This is a genomic window from Streptomyces sp. NPDC054842, assembly GCF_053611025.1.
Window position 1 is genome coordinate 106917 of the sequence record NZ_JBSGZN010000010.1, and the last position, 18042, is coordinate 124958.

Genomic DNA, 18042 nt, shown 5'->3' on the forward strand with positions numbered 1-18042 from the left:
CGCTCGGATAACGCGGGTACTGCCTGGAGAAGTCACGGACTTGTCCGGAAAGGGAGACCGTTACCCCCCTGGGAAGGTTGCACGGGCGGGATCTTGTTCCTTGGGACAACGGCTACCTAGCGTGAGATGAATTCCAGTCGAACGCCAGGAAGTTGACCCATGCGATCCCCACGACGAGACATACCGCCCCTGCCCGAGGTCCGACGCATCACGGAGAAGAAGCGCGACGCGTGGTGGACCGTGCTGCTCGTCGACCCGGTCGCCACGCCTCTGGTGAGACAGGTCGCGCTGCGCACCCGGATCACGCCCAACCAGATCACCTGGGGCGCCTTCCTGCTGGGTCTCGCGTCGTCCGTGTTCTTCGCCCTCGGCGACTGGCGCTGGCTCGTGGCCGGCGCCTTCCTCTACCACCTGAGCTTCATCCTCGACTGCATGGACGGCAAGGTCGCCCGGCTCACCGGCCAGGGCTCGGTCTTCGGCGCGTGGCTGGACTTCGTCTTCGACCGCATCCGCGTGATGGTGTGCGCGGTGGCGCTGATGGCGGGCCAGTACCAGCGCACCGGCGAGACCGTCTACATCTGGCTGGCGCTCGCGGTCGTCGGCCTGGACACGTTGCGTTACATCAACTCGCTGGAGATCTTCAAGATCCGGCACACGATGCGCAAGCAGATCAAGGCCCGCCTGCGGGCGGCGCGCCGCGCGGAGAACCAGGCCGAGCTGGCCTTCATGGAGGATCTGCTCCGCGACAACCCCGAGGCCGACATCGAGCAGGACCTCCGCGCGGCGTCGGCGTCCGCGGGCGGCCCGACCACCGCCGACCCGGCCGTCGCCGGCGGCCCGGCCCCCGTGGGTGACGTGACGGCCGTGGGCGCGAGCGGCGGTGAGACGGCTGCCGGGGACGGCACCGGCGACGACCCCGCGCTGCCGCCGTCCCGGGTCATCGACCTGCACCAGGAGTTCCGGCACCGCTTCCCGTCGTATCTGCGGGCCCGTTCCTTCCTGCTGCGCCACCGCATCCGGACCCACCTGATCAGCGGCATCGAGTTCCAGATGGGCGTGTTCATCCTCGGACCGCTCCTCGACTCCGTGATCGAGGCGACGATCGTCTCCGGGGCGCTGCTCCTGGTCTTCGAACTCGCCATCATCTACAAGCTGTTGTTGTCGACCCGCGACTTCACCCGCACCATCGACTCCTTCGAGCGCGAGGACGTCGCGGCGGCGGCCTGACCGCACGACGACGTGGCCGGGGCGCGTGCGCCCCGGCCACGTACGTCCTCATCGGTGAGCGGTCAGACGCCGACCCGCTCGCCCTCGACCGCCGGCGGCTGCGGCGGCCCGGAGACCTGCTCCGGGGCCTCGTCGTGCGTGAGGTCGGGCAGACGGTGCAGCCACTTCGGGAAGTACCAGTTGCGCTCCCCGAGCAGGGCCATCACCGCCGGGAGCAGCACCCCGCGGATGATCGTCGCGTCGATCAGGACGGCGGCGGCCAGACCCACGCCCATCTGCTTCATCGACTGCATGGACAGCGTGCCGAAGATCGCGAAGACGGCGACCATGATGACGGCGGCGCTGGTGACGACACCGGCGGTGGTGACCACACCGTGCCGGATGGCCTCCTTGGTCTCCAGCCCTCGCAGCCGCGCCTCGCGGATCCGCGAGACGACGAACACGTGGTAGTCCATGGAGAGTCCGAACAGGATCACGAAGAGGAACAGCGGCAGCCAGGTGATGATGGCGCCCACGCCCTCCGCGCCGACCAGCGAGGCGCCCCAGCCGTGCTGGAAGACCCCGACCAGGATGCCGTAGGCGGCGCCCACGGACAGCAGGTTGAGGACGATCGAGGTGATGGCGACGGTCAGCGAGCGGAACGACAGGAGCATCAGCAGGAAGGCGAACACCACCACGAACGCGAACACCGGGACCACCGAGCCGACGAGCTGGTCGTTGAAGTCCCGCGAGCCGGCGACCTGTCCGGTGATCGGCGCCTCGACGCCGTCCACCCTGCCCAGCGTGGCGGGCCGCACCTCGTCGCGCAGCAGGTCCAGGCTCCGGCCCGCCTTCTCCTGGTCGGAACCGCCGACCAGCGGGACGTAGACGAAGGCGACGTTCTGCGCGTCGTGCACCTTGATGTCGACCGGGCCGCGGGTGGCACCCGAACTGATCGCCCGGCTGCGGAAGTCGGCCAGCGCGGACTTGACCTCGGGGGAGTTGATGTCCCGCGCCTTGACGATCACCTCGGCGGGCTCCGTGCCGCCGGGGAACGCCTCGTTGACCCGGTTGTACGTCGCCACGATGGGCAGCGAGTCCCCGAACTCCTTGTCCAGCGTGAGCTGTTCGGTCTTCATGCCGAGCGCCGGTGCGGCGATGGCCAGCAGCGCGCCCGCCGCGACGACGAGGGAGATGCCCGGCTTGGCGAGCACGCCCCGCAGCACGGCACTCCAGAAGCGGCTCTCGCCCCGGCCCGCACGCGCCGGCGCCTCCTCGTTCTTCCTGCGCCGCTTGTCCCGGTGCAGGAACGGCAAACGGCCCTTCTCCACCCGCTCACCGAGGAGCGAGAGCAGCGCGGGCAGCACCGTCACGGAACCGACCATGGCGACCGCCACGACCATCAGCGAGGCCAGGCCCATCGCCTCGAACTCGGCCAGCCCCGTGAAGAGCATGCCCGCCATGGCGACGCACACCGTGACACCCGAGACGATGATGGCCCGGCCGCTGGTCGCGGCGGCGATCCGCAGCGCGGTCTGCGGGTCCCGGCCCGCCTCGCGCTCCTCGCGTTCGCGCCGCAGGTAGAACAGGCAGTAGTCGACACCGACCGCGAGTCCCACGAGCAGCATCACGGAGTTGGCGGTGTCGCTCATCGGCATCACATGGCTGACGATGCCCATCAGGCCCATCGTCGCCATGATCGCGGTCACCGCGAGCGCCACCGGCAGCAGCGCGGCGACCAGCGCGCCGAACGCGATGAGCAGGATGCCGAGCGCCACGGGCACGGCGGACAGCTCGGCCTTCTTGAAGTCGTCGCCGAACGCGTCGTCGAACGTCTTCATCATGCTGGCGCCGCCGATCTCCTCGATCAGCAGCTCCTCGTGGTCCTTCTGCACCCCCTCGACGGCCTTCAGCACCGGCTCGATGCGCTCGCCCGCCGTGTCCGAGTCGCCCCGGACGTCGAACTGCACGAGCGCGCTGCGCCCGTCCTTGGAGATGGTCTTCGTCTCGTACGGCGAGGTCACGTCGGAGACCCTGCCCGTCGCCTCGACCGCCTCGACGACGGCGGCGACGGCGCTGCGGAACCCGGCGTCGGTCGCCTTGGTGCCCGCGTCCTTCGCCTGGACCAGGACGGTCTCGCCGGCCGGCTCCTCGATGCCCGCGTCCTCGATGATGTGCGCGGCGGTGCTGGTCTCGCCCTTGAGCTGCTCGCTGTCCTTGACGTCGACGCGGCCCGCGGCCGAGCCGAGCCCCATCGCCAGGACCACGAACAGCACCCAGATCCCGACGGCCGCCCATCGGTGCCGGGCGCTCCAGCCGCCCGCTCTGGCGGCGATGCCCCGCACTCTCGTGTCTCCGTTCCCCATGACGGGCTTGCCCCCTCGTCCGTGGTGACAACCCCCTGCCGTCACCTCGCACTACGAAGGTATGGGGCGGATAAGAGCGTCTCGTCGTGCTTGCCGGTGACCCGCCCCCGGCCCGGCTCCTCCCCCCGGCCCCCGGTCCCTCCCCACTGGGGATGATGTAAGCCCCTTACACGTAAAGGGAGTTGTCGGGGATGTGGATCAGGGTGCGCCCCGCGGGAGCCCGGGGCGGCCTGCCGGTGGCCGCTCCGGGGCCGGCCGCCACGTCACCCCCGTGCCCGCCGGCGGCCGCTCTAAGGTGTGCGGATGACGATGTATGCGGCGCTGCTGCGCGGGATCAACGTGGGCGGCAGCAAGAAGGTGCCGATGGCCGAGCTGCGCACCCTGATGCAGGGGCTCGGGTACGCCGGGGTCGCCACCTACCTGCAGAGCGGCAACGCCGTGTTCGGCAGCGACCACGGCGACGAGCGGTCCCTCGCCGCCGAGCTGGCGCAAGCGGTCGAGGAGCACTTCGGGTTCCCCGTCGGGGTGCTGGTGCGCGACCACGCCTACCTCGCGGCGGTACGCGACGCCTGCCCGTTCCCCGCCGCCGAACTGGAGTCCAGGCAACTGCACGTCACGTACTTCTCCGAGCCCGTCGACGCCGAGCGTTTCGCCGCCGTCGACCCGGGGGCCTTCCTGCCCGAGGAGTTCCGCCTCGGCGACCGCGCCCTGTACCTGTACGCGCCCGACGGCCTCGGCCGCTCGAAGCTGGGGGAGGCCCTGTCGAAGCCCCGCCTCCTGAAGGGCCTCACGGCCACCACCCGCAACTGGAACACGGTCGTCAAGCTGGAGGAACTCACCCGCGCGTGACCGCTCCGCGTGCCGAGGCCGCCTTCAGGGGCCGGGCAGCCTGACCTTCCGTACCCCGCTGTAGGAGGTGTACGAGACGACCTCGTCCGGGACGGCGAGGCGCGGGTCCCGGTACAGCCGTCGCGCCTCCTCGTCGGTCCGGGCGGCGGCGACGCGGTCGACCGACGCGAGTTCGCCGTCCGTGAGGCCCGTGTCGTCGACGATCTCCGGGCCCCAGCAGTCCCAGGGCAGCACCTCGACGCCGTTGAGCGCCGCCAGGTCGCGGAGCACGTTGCCGCGGACGAACCACAGACCCCTGAGGCCCTCGTCCCAGCTGAGGCCGAAGGAGCGGGGATCCGCCCGGCCGGCCCGGCACTCCCGCCAGGCCCGCCCGGCCACGAGGAACCGGTCCCGCGGGACGTCCAGCGGGTCGAAGGACACGTCGTAGGGGCCGTACGCGATCTGCGCGTCCATCAGCTGCCAACCGACGCCCGGCAGACGGAACTCGGTGACCCAGTGGTCCTCGTACCAGTCGGCGACGAAGTAGTCGGCGAAGCCGCAGCGGGGGCGAGCCGGGGTCCCGGTCGCCCGGAGCAGCGAGCACAGCAGCAGCGAGAAGTCACGGCAGGTCCCGACGAACCGCTCGGCCGGCTCCCGCCGTTCGGTGAGCGGCAGGTCCGAGCGCTCCCGCAGGAGGCGCAGCACGGTCGTCACCCGGCGCGACTCCGCGTCCTCGCGCAGCCACCGCCCGTCCACGGCATGGCCGAACAGTTCGCCCTCGCCCCGATGGATCATCACATTCCGTACGAGCCTCGCGAGCTGGGCCGGTTCACGGGGAAGCGCTCCGAGGTCGAGTGCGCCGGGGTCGCTGTAGACGCTCTGCGTCAGATAGGGATCCATGCCGGGACCATCGGGCCTGCCCCAGGGGCAAGGTCCAGGGCCGGCGGCCCCGAACCGCGTAGCCCTCCCCGCAGGGCGTCCGAGGCTGTCGCGTTTCTTCAAGAAGGGGCACGGGCGCGGCTCCTAGCGTGGGGCGCATGAGCGACGCATACAAGAACGTGCATCCGTACATGAGGGAGTGCGCCACCGAGGCCGCCCGGGTGGCCCGGGACGCCGCGACCGCGCGGCTGGACCGGCCCACGCACTGCGCCGGCTGGGACGTCCGCGCCCTGGTGAACCACTGGGTGCTCTACACCTCGCACGGGCTGGAGCACCGGGCGTTGCGCGAGCCGCTCCCCGACGAGCTGACCGGCCGCGACTTCACGGCGGACCCGGACTGGGCCGAGGCGTACGCCGCGCAGCTCGACCGCGCCGTCGCCGCCTGGGACGACCCCGCGGTGTGGGAGGGAGAGGTGGACCTCGGCACCGCGGCGATCCCGGCCGCCGACGTGGCGGAGATGATCGTGAAGGAGATGGCGGTCCACGGCTGGGACGTCGCCGTCTCCACGGGCCAGGAGTTCCGCGTCTCGGAGGGCGCCGCCCGGCTCGTGCTGGACGTGGTCGAGAAGCACGGTGAGCTGTACCGCCGCTACGACGGCTTCGCCGACCCGGTCGCCGTTCCCGACGACGCACCCGTCTTCGACCGCGCGCTGGCCGCGAGCGGCCGGGACCCGCGCCAGGGCGCGGCCGACCACTGAGGAACACGACGCCAGGCGGACGCGCCTCGCGGGGGAGGGAGGTGCGAGGGCGGGACCGGCGCGCGCCGGGGGAGAGGCGTGCGAGGGCGGACTGGCGCGCCGCGCGGTGGAGGGGTGCGCGCGGCCGGGCGGGCGAGCCTCGCCGTGGAGAGGTGTGGGACGCCGGGTCTGCGCGCCTCGCGCGGGTGCGCCCGAGGCCGGCGGCGCGGGCCGGATTCCCGGGCGTCGCGTGTCGTCGCGGCTACGCGCCGAGCGCTGCCAGGGCGGGGCGCCGTGCCTCGTCGTACCGGTCCAGCAGGACCCGCACGACCTCCGGCGCCGTGCCCAGGACCTCGGCCAGGACGTCCGCCTCGGCGGCGCCCCGCGCGATGCGGTCGGGCAGGAAGCCGGGGGCGAGGACGTACGGCGCCACCGCGACCCGCTCGCACCCGAGCGCACGCAGTTCGCGCACGGCGTCCTGCGTGCGCGGAAGGGCCGCGGAGGCGAACGCAGGCCGCACAGCGCACCAACCGGTGCGCCGCCACTCCCGCGCGATGTCAGCGATCACTGCGATCGCCTCCGGGTCGGTGGACCCCGCCGAGGCCAGTACGACCCCGGTCGAGGACTTGTCGGCGGGCCCGAGGCCCGCCTCGTACAGCCGGCGTTCGAGCGCCGCCGTCAGCAGGGGCGACGGGCCGAGCACCTCGGCCTGCCGGACGCGCAGCCGCGCGGGCGCGTCCCGCAGCACCGCCGGGATGTCCGCCTTCGCGTGGAAGGCGCGGGTCAGCAGCAGCGGCAGCGCCACCACGTCCCGTACGCCCTCCGCCGCCAGGGACTCCAGCACCCCCTGCACGGACGGCAGGGTGAAGTCGAGGAAGCCCGTCTCCACCCGCAGACCCGGCCGCGCCGCCCGCAGCCGCCGTACCAGGGCGTGCACCGTCGCGGCATGCCGCGGATCACGGCTGCCGTGGGCGACGACCAGCAGGACGGGGCGGGCGGCTACGGGCATGGGGAATCAGCTCTTCACGAGGAGACCGCGGCTGCGCAGCACCCACCGCTCCAGCGGGCTGAAGATCAGCAGGTCGATGGCGATACCGACGATCAGGATGAGGAGGATGGCGAGGAAGACCATGGACATGGAGCTGACCGTGCGGCCGTTCTCCAGCAACTGGCCGAGGCCCACGCCCAGTTCGGGCGAGGACGCGATGATCTCCGCGGCCATCAGCGAGCGCCAGGAGAACGCCCAGCCCTGCTTCAGGCCCGCCAGGTAGCCGGGCAGCGCCGCCGGCATGACGATGTGCCAGGTGTGCAGCAGGCCCTTGGCGCCCAGTGTCCGGCCCGCCCGCAGATACAGCGGGGGCACCTGGTCGACGCCCGACACCAGGCCGTTGGCGATGGAGGGGACGGCACCGAGCAGGATCACCGCGTACATCATCGACGGCTCCAGGCCCAGCCAGATCACCGCGGGCGGCACCCAGGCCACCGACGGCAGCGACTGCAGGCCCGACAGGACCGGGCCGATGGCCGCGCGCACGAACCGCACGCGTGCCACCAGCAGGCCCAGCGGGGTGCCGATGGCCAGCGCCATCAGGAAGCCGAGCAGGCCGCGCGAGACGCTCGTCCAGATGTAGCCGAGCAGCTTGCCCTCGAGCCAGGCGTCCTCGACCTCGGCCCACACGTCGCCGGGCGAGGGCAGCTTGGTGGGGTCGTCGACCACCTTGAACGAGATCAGCGCCTGCCACACCACCAGCACCAGCGCGATGGCGACGAGCGGCGGCAGCACCTTCTGCACGAGGGTCTGGCGCAGGGGCGTACGCCCGGTCTGGACCGTCTCCAGTGCGTCGAGGCCCGCTTCCAGTCCGGCCAGGTCGCCGTGGTTCCCGGCGTCCGGGCCGGCCTTGGTCTCAGTGCTGGCCATGGCGGCGGATCTCCCCACGCAGTTGTTCGGTGATCTCGACGGACAGTTCCGCCACGGCGGAGTCCTCGATGCGGCGCGGCTGCGGAATGCCGACCGTCCACTCGTGCGCGACGCGCCCCGGGCGGGAGGACAGCAGGACGACCCGCTCGGCGAGCCGGACGGCCTCGCGCACGTTGTGGGTCACGAACAGCACCGAGACGTTCGTCTCGCTCCAGATGCGGGTCAGTTCGTCGTGCAGCACGTCCCGCGTGATGGCGTCGAGCGCGGCGAACGGCTCGTCCATCAGCAGCAGCGGGCTGTCCTGGGCGAGCGCGCGGGCCAGCGCGACCCGCTGCCGCATGCCGCCCGACAGCTCGTGCACCCGCTTGCCGTACGCGCCCTTCAGCCGGACGAGCTCCAGCAGCTCCTCCGCCCTGCCGCGGCGGTCGGCCTTCGCGATGCCCCGGAGTTTCAGGGCGAGTTCGATGTTCTTGCCGGCGGTCAGCCACGGGAACAGCGCGTGCTCCTGGAACATCAGGGCGGGCCGCCCCGCCGTGGTGATGCTGCCGGCGGACGGGGCGTCGAGCCCCGCCACCAGGTTGAGCAGTGTGGACTTGCCGCAGCCCGAGGCCCCCAGGAGGGTGACGAACTCGCCCGGTGCGACATCGAGCGAGATGTCGTCGAGGACGAGCTGCTGTCCGGCGGGCCCGGCGAAGGACTTCGAGACGTGCTCGATCCGCACGGCCTGCTCCACCGACGTACCGGTGTCGGCTGCCTTGACGAGAGCGGTTGCCATGGTCGTCACCTCCTGGGAACTGATCAGTGTCGGATGCGGACTACTTGACGCCGAGACCGGCGTCGTCGACGGTGCTCTCGCCCTCGGCCTTCAGGACCTTGTTCAGCAGAGTGAGGTCGTAGATGCCCTTGAGGTCGGGCGCCTCCAGCAGACCGGCCTTGACCGCGTGGGCCGCCTCCGTCTCCAGGGTGGACGCCAGCGGGTCGTTGGTGATCTGGATGGACTTCCACGCCGGGTCGAGGATGTCGGCCGGGAGCTCCTTGCCGGAGTCCTCCTTGAGCCGGGCGTTCGCCGCCTTCTTCGCCTCGTCCGGGTTGGCGCCGATCCACTTGTTGGTCTTCACCGCGCCCGCCAGGACGGCCTCGACCACCTTCGGGTGCTCCTTGAGGAACTTCTGCGACACGATGATGTTCGTGATCACGAACTTCTTGCCGGGCCACAGGTCGGCCTCGTCGAGCAGCACCTTGCCGCCCTCGGCGACCAGCTTGGACGCGGTCGGCTCCGGCACCCAGGCGCCGTCGATGGAGCCGGACTTGTAGGCGTCCGGAGTGATCTTGTTGTCCGTGCGGATCACGGAGACGTCGCCCTTGCCGCTCTCCGCGTCGACCTTCCAGCCCTGCTCCGCGGCCCAGTTGAGGAACGCCACGTCCTGGGTGTTGCCGAGCTGCGGGGTGGCGATCTTCTTGCCCTCGACGTCCTTCAGGGACTTGATCTTCTTGGGGTTCACCACGAGCTTCACGCCGCCGGAGGCCGAACCGCCGATGATGCGCAGGCTCTTGCCGTCGGACTTGGTGAAGCCGTTGATCGCCGGGGAGGGACCGATCCAGCCGATGTCGATCGAGCCCGAGTTCAGCGCCTCGATCTCGGACGGGCCCGCGTTGAAGGTGGCGTACTCCGCCTTCGTGGCGCCCAGTTCCTTCTGGAAGAGGCCCTGCTGGCGGCCCACCAGCGCGGTGGCGTGGGTGAGGTTGCCGAAGTAGCCGATCTTGACGGTGTCGAGACCGTCGATCTTCTCGGCGCCGGCGGCGACCTTCGCCGTGTCGTCGTTCTTCTCGGAGTCCGAGCCGTAACCGCAGGCGGCCAGGGTGAGAAGGGGAAGCGCGGCGACGGCCGCGAAGGTGCGTCGCAGGACGGTGGAGCGGTTGGCAGGCACGGGAGGTGTTCCTCTCGTTGGCCCGGCGGTCACGGTCTCAGGTCGTGGCCGGGAGGTCGGCAGGTCTTCGTCTCTGCTGGGACGGCAGGTGGGGGGACGGGGCGCGCAGGCAGTGCGCGTACGTCATCGCGCACATCGCGCGACCCCGCCCTGCCCGCTGCCGAGGGCGCCGCTGCCGACGCGGCCGCCCTCCTTCGCGAACGTGGAGAAGAAGTCGGTGGACGTCATGTCAGAAGTCCCACCCGTCGTCGTCCGTCTCGTCCCTGACCGGCTCGGGCGCGGCGAAGGACTCGCCGACCATGCCCGCGGTGAGGGTCGTGCCGTCGGCGGGGTCGATCAGGATGAACGAGCCGGTGCGGCGGGAGTCGGCGTACGAGTCCAGCGGCAGCGGCTCCGCGGTACGGATCTTGACGCGGCCGATGTCGTTGGCGACCAGCCGGCCCGGGTGCGGGTGCAGCGAGAGGTCGTCCAGCGTCAGCCGGGACGGGATGTCCTTGACGATCGCCTTGACCGTGCGGGTGCCGTGCTTGAGCAGCACGCGGTGGCCGACGGTGAGCGGTTCGTCGGCGACGTGGCAGACGGTCGCCTCGACGTCCTGGGTGGTCGGCGGCGCGTCCTTGCTCGGCACGATCAGGTCGCCGCGCGAGACGTCGATGTCGTCCTCCAGCAGCAGGGTCACCGACTGCGGGGTCCAGGCGACGTCGGCGGGCGTGCCGAGGACGTCGATCCCGGCGAGCCGCGTCGTGCGGCCCGACGGCAGCACGGTCACGCTCTCGCCGACCCGGAAGGTGCCGGCCGCGATCTGCCCCGCGTAGCCCCGGTAGTCGGGGTGCTCGGCGGTCTGCGGCCGGATCACGTACTGCACGGGCAGCCGGGCGTGGCAGTGGGCCAGGTCGTGGCTGACCGGCACGGTCTCCAGGTGCTCCAGGACCGTGGGGCCGCCGTACCAGTCCATGTTCGCCGACGGCTCCACCACGTTGTCGCCGGCGAGCGCCGAGATCGGGATCGCGGTGATCTCCGGGACGCCCAGCTCGGACGCGTACGCCGTGAACTCCTCGGCGATCGCGGCGAAGACGGACTCCTGGTACGCGACCAGGTCCATCTTGTTCACGGCGAGGACCACGTGCGGCACGCGCAGCAGGGCGGCGACGGCGGCGTGCCGGCGGGTCTGCTCGATGACGCCGTTGCGGGCGTCGACGAGGACGACGGCGAGGTCGGCGGTGGACGCGCCGGTGACCATGTTGCGGGTGTACTGCACGTGGCCCGGGGTGTCCGCGAGGATGAACCGGCGGCGGGCCGTGGCGAAGTACCGGTAGGCGACGTCGATGGTGATGCCCTGTTCGCGCTCGGCGCGCAGGCCGTCGGTGAGCAGGGCGAGGTCGGGGGTGTCCTGGCCGCGGCTCGCGGAGACCCGCTCGACGGCTTCGAGCTGGTCGGTGAGGACCGACTTGGAGTCGTGCAGGAGGCGCCCGACCAGGGTGGACTTGCCGTCGTCGACGGAACCGGCGGTGGCGAAGCGCAGCAGGGTCGTCGCCGACAACTGCTCGACCGACAGCGGCTGGGCGGGCTCGGTGGTGCTGGACATCTCTAGAAGTACCCCTCGCGCTTGCGGTCTTCCATGGCGGCCTCGGACATCTTGTCGTCGGCTCGGGTGGCGCCGCGTTCGGTGAGCCGGGAGGCGGCGATCTCGGCGATGACGGCGTCCAGCGTGGTGGCGTCGGAGTCGACGGCGCCGGTGCAGGACATGTCGCCGACGGTGCGGTAGCGCACGAGGCGCTTCTCGACCGTCTCGCTCTCCTTCGGGCCGCCCCACTCGCCGGGGGTCAGCCACATGCCGGCCCGCTGGAACACCTCGCGCTCGTGGGCGAAGTAGATCCCGGGCAGTTCGATGCCCTCGCGGGCGATGTACTGCCAGACGTCCAGCTCGGTCCAGTTGCTGAGGGGGAAGACGCGGACGTGCTCGCCGGGCGCGTGGCGGCCGTTGTAGAGCTGCCACAGTTCGGGGCGCTGGCGCCTCGGGTCCCACTGGGAGAACTCGTCGCGCAGGGAGAAGACGCGCTCCTTGGCGCGGGCCTTCTCCTCGTCGCGGCGTCCGCCGCCGAAGACGGCGTCGAAGCGCTCGGCCTGGATCTTCTCGGTGAGGGGGACGGTCTGCAGCGGGTTGCGCGTGCCGTCGGGGCGCTCGCGCAGCACACCGCGGTCGATGTAGTCCTGCACCGAGGCGACGTGCAGGCGCAGGCCGTGGCGGGCCACCGTGCGGTCGCGGTAGTCCAGCACCTCGGGGAAGTTGTGCCCGGTGTCCACGTGCAGCAGGGAGAACGGCACGGGCGCGGGGGCGAAGGCCTTCAGCGCCAGGTGCAGCATGACGATGGAGTCCTTGCCGCCGGAGAAGAGGATCACCGGCCGCTCGAACTCGCCCGCCACCTCGCGGAAGATGTGGACGGCCTCGGACTCCAGCGCGTCCAGGTGCGACAGCGCGTACGGGCTGTCCGTCTCCTCGGAGACAGTGGCTGCGGTCGTCATGCGAGACCCCTTTCGGTGAGCAGCGAGTACAGCGCGGCCGCGGACTCCTGCACGGTCTGGGTGTGGGACTCGATGCGCAGGTCGGGCGAGGCGGGCTCCTCGTAGGGGTCGTCGACCCCGGTGAGCCCGGATATCTCCCCGGCCGCCTGCTTGGCGTACAGCCCCTTCACGTCGCGTACGGAGCACACCTCGACCGGAGTCGCCACGTGCACCTCCAGGTACGCGGCGCCGCTCGCCCGATGGCGCTTGCGCACCGCCTCGCGGCTGTCGGCGAACGGCGCGATCACCGGCACCAGCGCCTTGACGCCGTTGCGCGCGAGCAGGTCGGCGAGGAAGCCGATGCGCTGCACGTTCGTGTCACGGTCCTCGCGCGAGAAGCCGAGGCCCGACGAGAGGAACTCGCGGATCTCGTCGCCGTCGAGGACCTCCACGCGGTGTCCCTCCGCGCGCAGGCGTCCGGCCAGCTCGTTCGCGATGGTGGTCTTGCCGGCACTCGGCAGACCCGTGAGCCAGACGGTGGCTCCGGTCGTCACTTGCTTCTCCTGCGTTTCCCGGGAGTCGGGCGTGGCCGTCGTCATCCGTGCAGCCCGCACTCGGTCTTGTTGCGGCCCGCCCAGCGGCCGGCGCGCGCGTCCTCGCCCTCCAGCACCCGGCGGGTGCAGGGCGCGCAGCCCACGGACGGGTAGCCGTCCGTCAGCAGGGGGTTGGTGAGGACTCCGTGCTCGGCGACATAGGCCTCCACGTCGTCCTGCGTCCAGCGGGCGATCGGCGACACCTTGACCTTGCGGCGCTTCTCGTCCCAGCCGACGACCGGGGTGTTCGCCCGGGTCGGGGACTCGTCGCGGCGCAGGCCCGTCGCCCACGCGTCGTACCCCGTCAGCCCCTGCTCCAGCGGCTGCACCTTGCGCAGCGCGCAGCACAGGTCCGGGTCGCGGTCGTGCAGCCGCGGACCGTGCTCGGCGTCCTGTTCGGCGACCGTCCGGCGCGGGGTGAGCGTGATGACGTTGACGTCCATCACGGCCTCGACCGCGTCCCGGGTGCCGATGGTCTCGGGGAAGTGGTAGCCGGTGTCGAGGAAGACGACGTCGACCCCGGGGCGGGCGCGGGACGCGAGGTGCGCCACCACGGCGTCCTCCATGGAGGAGGTCACGCAGAACCGCGTGCCGAAGGTGTCCGCGGCCCACCGGAGGATGTCCAGCGCGGACGCGTCCTCCAGGTCGCGTCCCGCCCGCTCGGCGAGGCTCTTGAGGTCCTCGGCCGTGCGTCCGTCCTGAAGCGTCGTCATGTCCCGTCCCCTCCACCGTCGTTGTGCTGGAAGCCCCGGGACAGCAGCCCGAGGAACTTCAGCTGGAAGGCTCGATTGCAGGCCCCGCATTCCCAGGCCCCGTGGCCCTGTTCCCCGGGCCGCAGGTCCTCGTCGCCGCAGTAGGGGCAGTAGAAGGGCGCGGCACGCTCACTCATGCGCCGTCCCCCCGGTGGTCGCCGGCCCGGTTCACGACAGGGCCTCCTCGGAGGCGCGCGCCGCCCAGACGGCGAACCGCTCGCCGTCCTCGCGCTCCGCCTGGTAGCGCGTGAGGACCCGCTCGACGTAGTCGGGCAGTTCGTCGGAGGTGACCTTCAGGCCGCGGACCTTGCGGCCGAACCCGGCCTCCAGGCCGAGCGCGCCGCCGAGGTGCACCTGGTAGCCCTCGACCTGCTCGCCGTTCTCGTCGAGGACCAGCTGGCCCTTGAGACCGATGTCCGCGACCTGGATGCGGGCGCAGGCGTTCGGGCAGCCGTTGAGGTTGATGGTGATCGGCTCGTCGAACTCGGGGATGCGGCGCTCCAGTTCGTCGATCAGGGCGGCTCCCCGCGCCTTCGTCTCGACGATGGCGAGCTTGCAGTACTCGATGCCGGTGCAGGCCATCGTGCCGCGCCGGAACGCGGAGGGCCGCACGGTCAGGTCGAGCGCCTCCAGGCCCGCTGTGAGCGAGTCGACCTGGTCCTGCTCGACGTCGAGCACGATCATCTTCTGCTCGACGGTGGTGCGCAGGCGGCCCGAGCCGTGTGCCTCGGCCAGTTCGGCGATCTTCGTGAGGGTGGCGCCGTCCACGCGGCCGACCCGCGGCGCGAAGCCGACGTAGTGGCGGCCGTCCTGCTGCCGGTGCACGCCGATGTGGTCGCGCCAGCGGGCGAGCGGCTCGGCGGGCGCCGGGCCGTCGACGAGCTTGCGCTTCAGGTACTCGTCCTCCAGGACCTGGCGGAACTTCTCGACGCCCCAGTCGGCGACCAGGAACTTCAGCCGGGCGCGGTTGCGCAGCCGCCGGTAGCCGTAGTCGCGGAAGATCGAGATGACGCCCTCCCAGGCGTCCGCGACCTCGTCCAGCGGGACCCAGGCGCCGAGGCGCTGGCCGATCTTGGGGTTGGTGGAGAGGCCGCCGCCGACCCAGAGGTCGAAGCCGGGGCCGTGCTCGGGGTGGTCCACGCCGACGAACGCGACGTCGTTGATCTCGTGGGCCACGTCCAGCAGCGGCGAGCCGGAGATCGCGGTCTTGAACTTGCGCGGCAGGTTGGAGAACGCCTTGTCGCCGATGAAGCGCCGGTGGATCTCCTCGACGGCCGGGGTGCCGTCGATGATCTCGTCCTCCGCGATGCCGGCGACCGGCGAGCCGAGGATCGTGCGGGGCGTGTCACCGCAGGCCTCGGTGGTCGAGAGCCCGACGGCCTCCAGGCGGTTCCAGATCTCGGGCACGTCCTCGATGCGGACCCAGTGGAGCTGGATGTTCTGCCGGTCGGTGATGTCGGCGGTGCCGCGCGCGAACTCCTGCGAGACCTCGCCGATGACCCTGAGCTGAGCGGTGGTCAGCCGGCCGCCGTCGATGCGCACGCGCAGCATGAAGTACTTGTCGTCCAGCTCCTCGGGCTCCAGGATCGCGGTCTTGCCGCCGTCGATCCCGGGCTTGCGCTGGGTGTAGAGGCCCCACCAGCGCATCCGCCCGCGCAGGTCGTTGGGGTCGATCGAGTCGAAGCCGCGCTTGGAGTAGATCGTCTCAATGCGTGTCCGCACATTGAGACCGTCGTCGTCCTTCTTGAACTGTTCGTTGCCGTTGAGCGGGGTGAAGTGACCCACGGCCCACTGACCCTCGCCGCGGTGACGGCTCACCTTGCGGCGGGGCGCGGCGGGATTCTGCGGGGTGGCGGCCATGGCTGATACGTCCTTCGGGACTACGGGACAGGCAGGAGAGCGGCTCTGACCTGCACATATGGGCACATACCGGAGTATGGGCGCGTCATTGCGCAAAGGTCACACAAGGGGAGATCTCGGCAGCGCTGGGCTGATCAGCTCGCCGGACAGATGGCGCTGGACATGCGGCAGAGATCGACGTGTCGCCGACTCACCAAGGCAATCCCAGTTCCAGACATGACGGAAGCGTGTCACGGGGGTCTCGGGGGAGTCCACCATCATCCATCATGTGGACACCCTAGTCCCGAATGGCGAGACAAGGGTGTCGTCGATCACATCCGGGGCCGCCGGACCTCCGCGACGGGGACCAGCGGCCCGCGGTTCCGGCAGGTCACCGCACCCGCGCTCCGGGCCAGGGGCCGGGCGCGGGCACCTCCGGCTCCTCCTCCACCTTGGTGTCGAAGAGCGAGAACCCGCGCTTGAGGTAGTTGTCCATGGCGTGCTCGCCGTCCTTGCTGCAGGTGTGCAGCCAGACCCGCCGGGTCTCGGCGCGGCCCGGCCAGCGCCGCGCCAGGTCCCAGGCGCGCGCGGTCCCGTACGAGAGCAGGTGCCCGCCGATCCGGCGGCCCCGGAAGGCGGGGATGAGCCCGAAGTAGGCGATCTCCACGGCTCCGTCGTCCTGCGGGTCCAGTTCCACGTAGCCCGCGGGCGTCCCCCGGTCGTAGGCGACCCAGGTCTCGACGCCCGGCCGGTCCAGGAACTCCCGCCACCGCGCGTACGTCCAGCCGAGCCGGTCGGTCCAGCGGATGTCCCCGCCGACGGAGGCGTACAGGAAGCGGCTGAACTCGGGGGAGGGCACCTCGGAGCGGACGACGCTCACGTCGGCGCCGGGCGCGGGCGCGGGCAGCAGGTCGGCGGCGGCCGTCTGCTCCAGGGACCAGGTGGTCACGGTGACGTTGCTCATGCCGGCCAGGGAACCACGGAGCGCGTCGCGCCTCCAAAATGCCGGCACGGGACCCCGGACGCCACCCGCTGCGGGCGCGCGCCGGGCGCTAGTCCAGGGAGTTGTTCACCGACGACAGGGGCACGGCGTACAGCACGCGTTCCGGGATGGCGGTCGGCTCCCAGGCGTTGTCCTTGTTCGCCGCCCACTCGGTGAGCGTCCACAGCTCACCGGTCTCCGTCCAGTACGACAGCGACTCCGTGTGCTGTCCCCAGCAGGCGTGCGACCGGTCGGCGGTGCAGCGGGCCGCGGCGGCCCCGCTCGCGTTCTGCCGCCACAGGGTGCCGTGCGTGCCGCGGCTGCCCGGCGCCTGGCCGACGTACCAGTCCGCTCTGCTCGCGCCGTCCGCCCGGTGGGAGAGCGCGCCCTGCACCCCGACGGCCTTGGTCTCGAAGGCCTCGTCGGCGTCCACCAGGCCGCCGGCGCCGGTGGCCAGCAGGCCGGTGCGGTCGCTCGCGGTGCTGTAGTGGTAGCGCCACAGGCGGGCCGGCTGGGTGCCGCCGGAGCTGAACCACTCGTTGGCGACCAGGCTGTCCGGGGTCGAGGTGCGGTCCAGTGAGACGGAGGCGAAGCACGGGACGGCGTCGTCGTGGCTCGCGGTGCAGGCGCCGCCCGTCAGGTTGTACGAGCCGATGGCGGGCAGCACGTACTGGTAGCCCTTGGCCGAGTAGCCGCCGCTGACCTTGCCGATCGCGCCGCTGTCGACGCTCGCCCGCAGGATGCGGCGCATGTCGAAGACGAACAGGGCGTTGTCGTGGTCGGCGCCGTTCTTCGCGGTGACGATCAGCTTGTCCTGGTACCAGACCATGCCGCCGAGGTGGGAGCGCACGGCCCCGAAGTCCGCGCCGCCGCTCAGCGGGGCGACGAGCAGCACCCAGCGGTACCTGAGGTGGTCCGGGTCGTTGGCGTCGATGAACGCGATCCGGGCCAGCCCGGTGTCCTCGGGCGGCTCGCCCGCCTTGTGGTCGTTGTGCGTCCAGCCGGCCAGGATGACGCGGTCCTCGCCCCACTTGCCGTCGTCGTCGGCGTCGCCGGAGGTGGTGACGGACTGCGGCAGCCACTTCTGGGTCGTGGCGTCCCCGCTGTCCCAGCAGTACGCGCGGGACGCCTCGGGCTCCACGGGCAGGGCGCCGGTCTCGGTGCCCGCGCACTCCCCCTTGCCGCGCATCGCGTGGTTGGCGCTCTGCAGCACGCCGTGGACCCCGACGTTCCCGCCCATGTTCGCGGTGAGGGTGTCCAGGGTGCTTTCCGAGACCAGGTTCTCGTGGAGCCGGAGCTTGCCGATCTCGGCGGACGAGGTGAGCGGCGTGAGCGCGCCCGGGTCGTCGCCGTCGGTGGCCTGCGAGGTGCTGATCAGCGTGGCCGCGGCGGTCAGGGCGAGAGCGGTCCCGGCCAGGGTGGCGCGCAGCGCCTGGCCCCTTCTCTTTCGACGGTGCCTGCCGCGCTGCTTCATGCGTCCTCCCGAGAAGGCCAACTTCCCCTCCGGGTCCA

Annotated in this window: 18 protein-coding genes; 3 read left to right on the forward strand and 15 right to left on the reverse strand. The window is 71.5% G+C overall.

From position 1 onward, the window contains the following. Positions 1 to 159: 159 nt before the first annotated feature. On the forward strand, positions 160 to 1227 hold the full coding sequence (locus tag ACWGIS_RS10535) for a CDP-alcohol phosphatidyltransferase family protein (RefSeq protein WP_453361994.1): 1068 nt from the start codon (positions 160 to 162) through the stop codon (positions 1225 to 1227). Between the two features lie 62 nt (positions 1228 to 1289). Here the strand turns inward: ACWGIS_RS10535 and ACWGIS_RS10540 are convergent, their stop codons facing one another. Further along, positions 1290 to 3572: an MMPL family transporter gene (locus ACWGIS_RS10540; protein WP_453361995.1), complete on the reverse strand. Its 2283-nt coding sequence runs from the start codon at positions 3570 to 3572 to the stop codon at positions 1290 to 1292. 303 nt (positions 3573 to 3875) lie between these two features. Here ACWGIS_RS10540 and ACWGIS_RS10545 point away from each other — a divergent pair, with 303 nt between their 5' ends. Continuing rightward, positions 3876 to 4421 (forward strand): DUF1697 domain-containing protein, encoded by a 546-nt coding sequence (locus ACWGIS_RS10545; protein ID WP_453361996.1) that lies wholly within the window; start codon positions 3876 to 3878, stop codon positions 4419 to 4421. A 24-nt stretch (positions 4422 to 4445) separates the two neighbouring features. Here ACWGIS_RS10545 and ACWGIS_RS10550 read toward each other — a convergent pair whose 3' ends face one another. After that, positions 4446 to 5300, reverse strand: coding sequence for a transglutaminase-like domain-containing protein (locus ACWGIS_RS10550; RefSeq protein ID WP_453361997.1), 855 nt, complete (start codon positions 5298 to 5300; stop codon positions 4446 to 4448). A 137-nt stretch (positions 5301 to 5437) separates the two neighbouring features. Between ACWGIS_RS10550 and ACWGIS_RS10555 the strand changes: the two genes are divergently transcribed. Beyond that, complete coding sequence (locus ACWGIS_RS10555) at positions 5438 to 6037, forward strand: TIGR03086 family metal-binding protein (protein WP_453361998.1); 600 nt, start codon at positions 5438 to 5440, stop codon at positions 6035 to 6037. Positions 6038 to 6278: 241 nt separating this feature from the next. On the opposite strand, the gene ACWGIS_RS10560 is transcribed toward ACWGIS_RS10555, so the two are convergent. The 13 genes from ACWGIS_RS10560 to ACWGIS_RS10620 all read right to left on the reverse strand — a co-directional run bounded on the left by ACWGIS_RS10560 (position 6279) and on the right by ACWGIS_RS10620 (position 18004). Next, a complete protein-coding gene (locus tag ACWGIS_RS10560) occupies positions 6279 to 7025 on the reverse strand; it encodes a sirohydrochlorin chelatase (protein ID WP_453361999.1) in 747 nt (248 codons plus the stop codon). Positions 7026 to 7031: 6 nt separating this feature from the next. After that, positions 7032 to 7934, reverse strand: a complete 903-nt coding sequence (locus ACWGIS_RS10565; protein WP_453362000.1) for an ABC transporter permease — start codon at positions 7932 to 7934, stop codon at positions 7032 to 7034. Continuing rightward, entirely contained in the window at positions 7921 to 8709 is a 789-nt protein-coding gene (locus tag ACWGIS_RS10570) for an ABC transporter ATP-binding protein (protein WP_453362001.1), read from the reverse strand. Before ACWGIS_RS10570 ends, ACWGIS_RS10565 begins: the two co-directional genes overlap by 14 nt. 40 nt (positions 8710 to 8749) lie before the next feature. Continuing rightward, complete coding sequence (locus ACWGIS_RS10575) at positions 8750 to 9862, reverse strand: aliphatic sulfonate ABC transporter substrate-binding protein (protein WP_453362002.1); 1113 nt, start codon at positions 9860 to 9862, stop codon at positions 8750 to 8752. A gap of 229 nt (positions 9863 to 10091) precedes the next feature. Next, complete coding sequence (locus ACWGIS_RS10580; protein ID WP_453362003.1) at positions 10092 to 11447, reverse strand: sulfate adenylyltransferase subunit 1; 1356 nt, start codon at positions 11445 to 11447, stop codon at positions 10092 to 10094. A gap of 2 nt (positions 11448 to 11449) precedes the next feature. Continuing rightward, positions 11450 to 12385: a sulfate adenylyltransferase subunit CysD gene (gene cysD, locus ACWGIS_RS10585; protein ID WP_453362004.1), complete on the reverse strand. Its 936-nt coding sequence runs from the start codon at positions 12383 to 12385 to the stop codon at positions 11450 to 11452. Further along, a complete protein-coding gene (gene cysC / locus ACWGIS_RS10590) occupies positions 12382 to 12918 on the reverse strand; it encodes an adenylyl-sulfate kinase (protein ID WP_453362005.1) in 537 nt (178 codons plus the stop codon). The genes cysD and cysC overlap by 4 nt, the downstream gene beginning before the upstream one ends. Positions 12919 to 12959: 41 nt before the next feature. After that, on the reverse strand, positions 12960 to 13670 hold the full coding sequence (locus tag ACWGIS_RS10595; RefSeq protein ID WP_453362006.1) for a phosphoadenylyl-sulfate reductase: 711 nt from the start codon (positions 13668 to 13670) through the stop codon (positions 12960 to 12962). Next, positions 13667 to 13846 (reverse strand): hypothetical protein, encoded by a 180-nt coding sequence (locus ACWGIS_RS10600; RefSeq protein WP_453362007.1) that lies wholly within the window; start codon positions 13844 to 13846, stop codon positions 13667 to 13669. Before ACWGIS_RS10600 ends, ACWGIS_RS10595 begins: the two co-directional genes overlap by 4 nt. Before the next feature lie 31 nt (positions 13847 to 13877). Further along, a complete protein-coding gene (locus ACWGIS_RS10605) occupies positions 13878 to 15569 on the reverse strand; it encodes a nitrite/sulfite reductase (protein WP_453362008.1) in 1692 nt (563 codons plus the stop codon). A gap of 134 nt (positions 15570 to 15703) precedes the next feature. Further along, on the reverse strand, positions 15704 to 15787 hold the full coding sequence (locus tag ACWGIS_RS10610) for a putative leader peptide (protein ID WP_316944184.1): 84 nt from the start codon (positions 15785 to 15787) through the stop codon (positions 15704 to 15706). A 152-nt stretch (positions 15788 to 15939) separates the two neighbouring features. Then, positions 15940 to 16512, reverse strand: a complete 573-nt coding sequence (locus ACWGIS_RS10615) for a GNAT family N-acetyltransferase (RefSeq protein WP_453362009.1) — start codon at positions 16510 to 16512, stop codon at positions 15940 to 15942. Between the two features lie 88 nt (positions 16513 to 16600). Continuing rightward, positions 16601 to 18004: a hypothetical protein gene (locus tag ACWGIS_RS10620; RefSeq protein WP_453362010.1), complete on the reverse strand. Its 1404-nt coding sequence runs from the start codon at positions 18002 to 18004 to the stop codon at positions 16601 to 16603. Between the last annotated feature and the right edge of the window lie 38 nt (positions 18005 to 18042).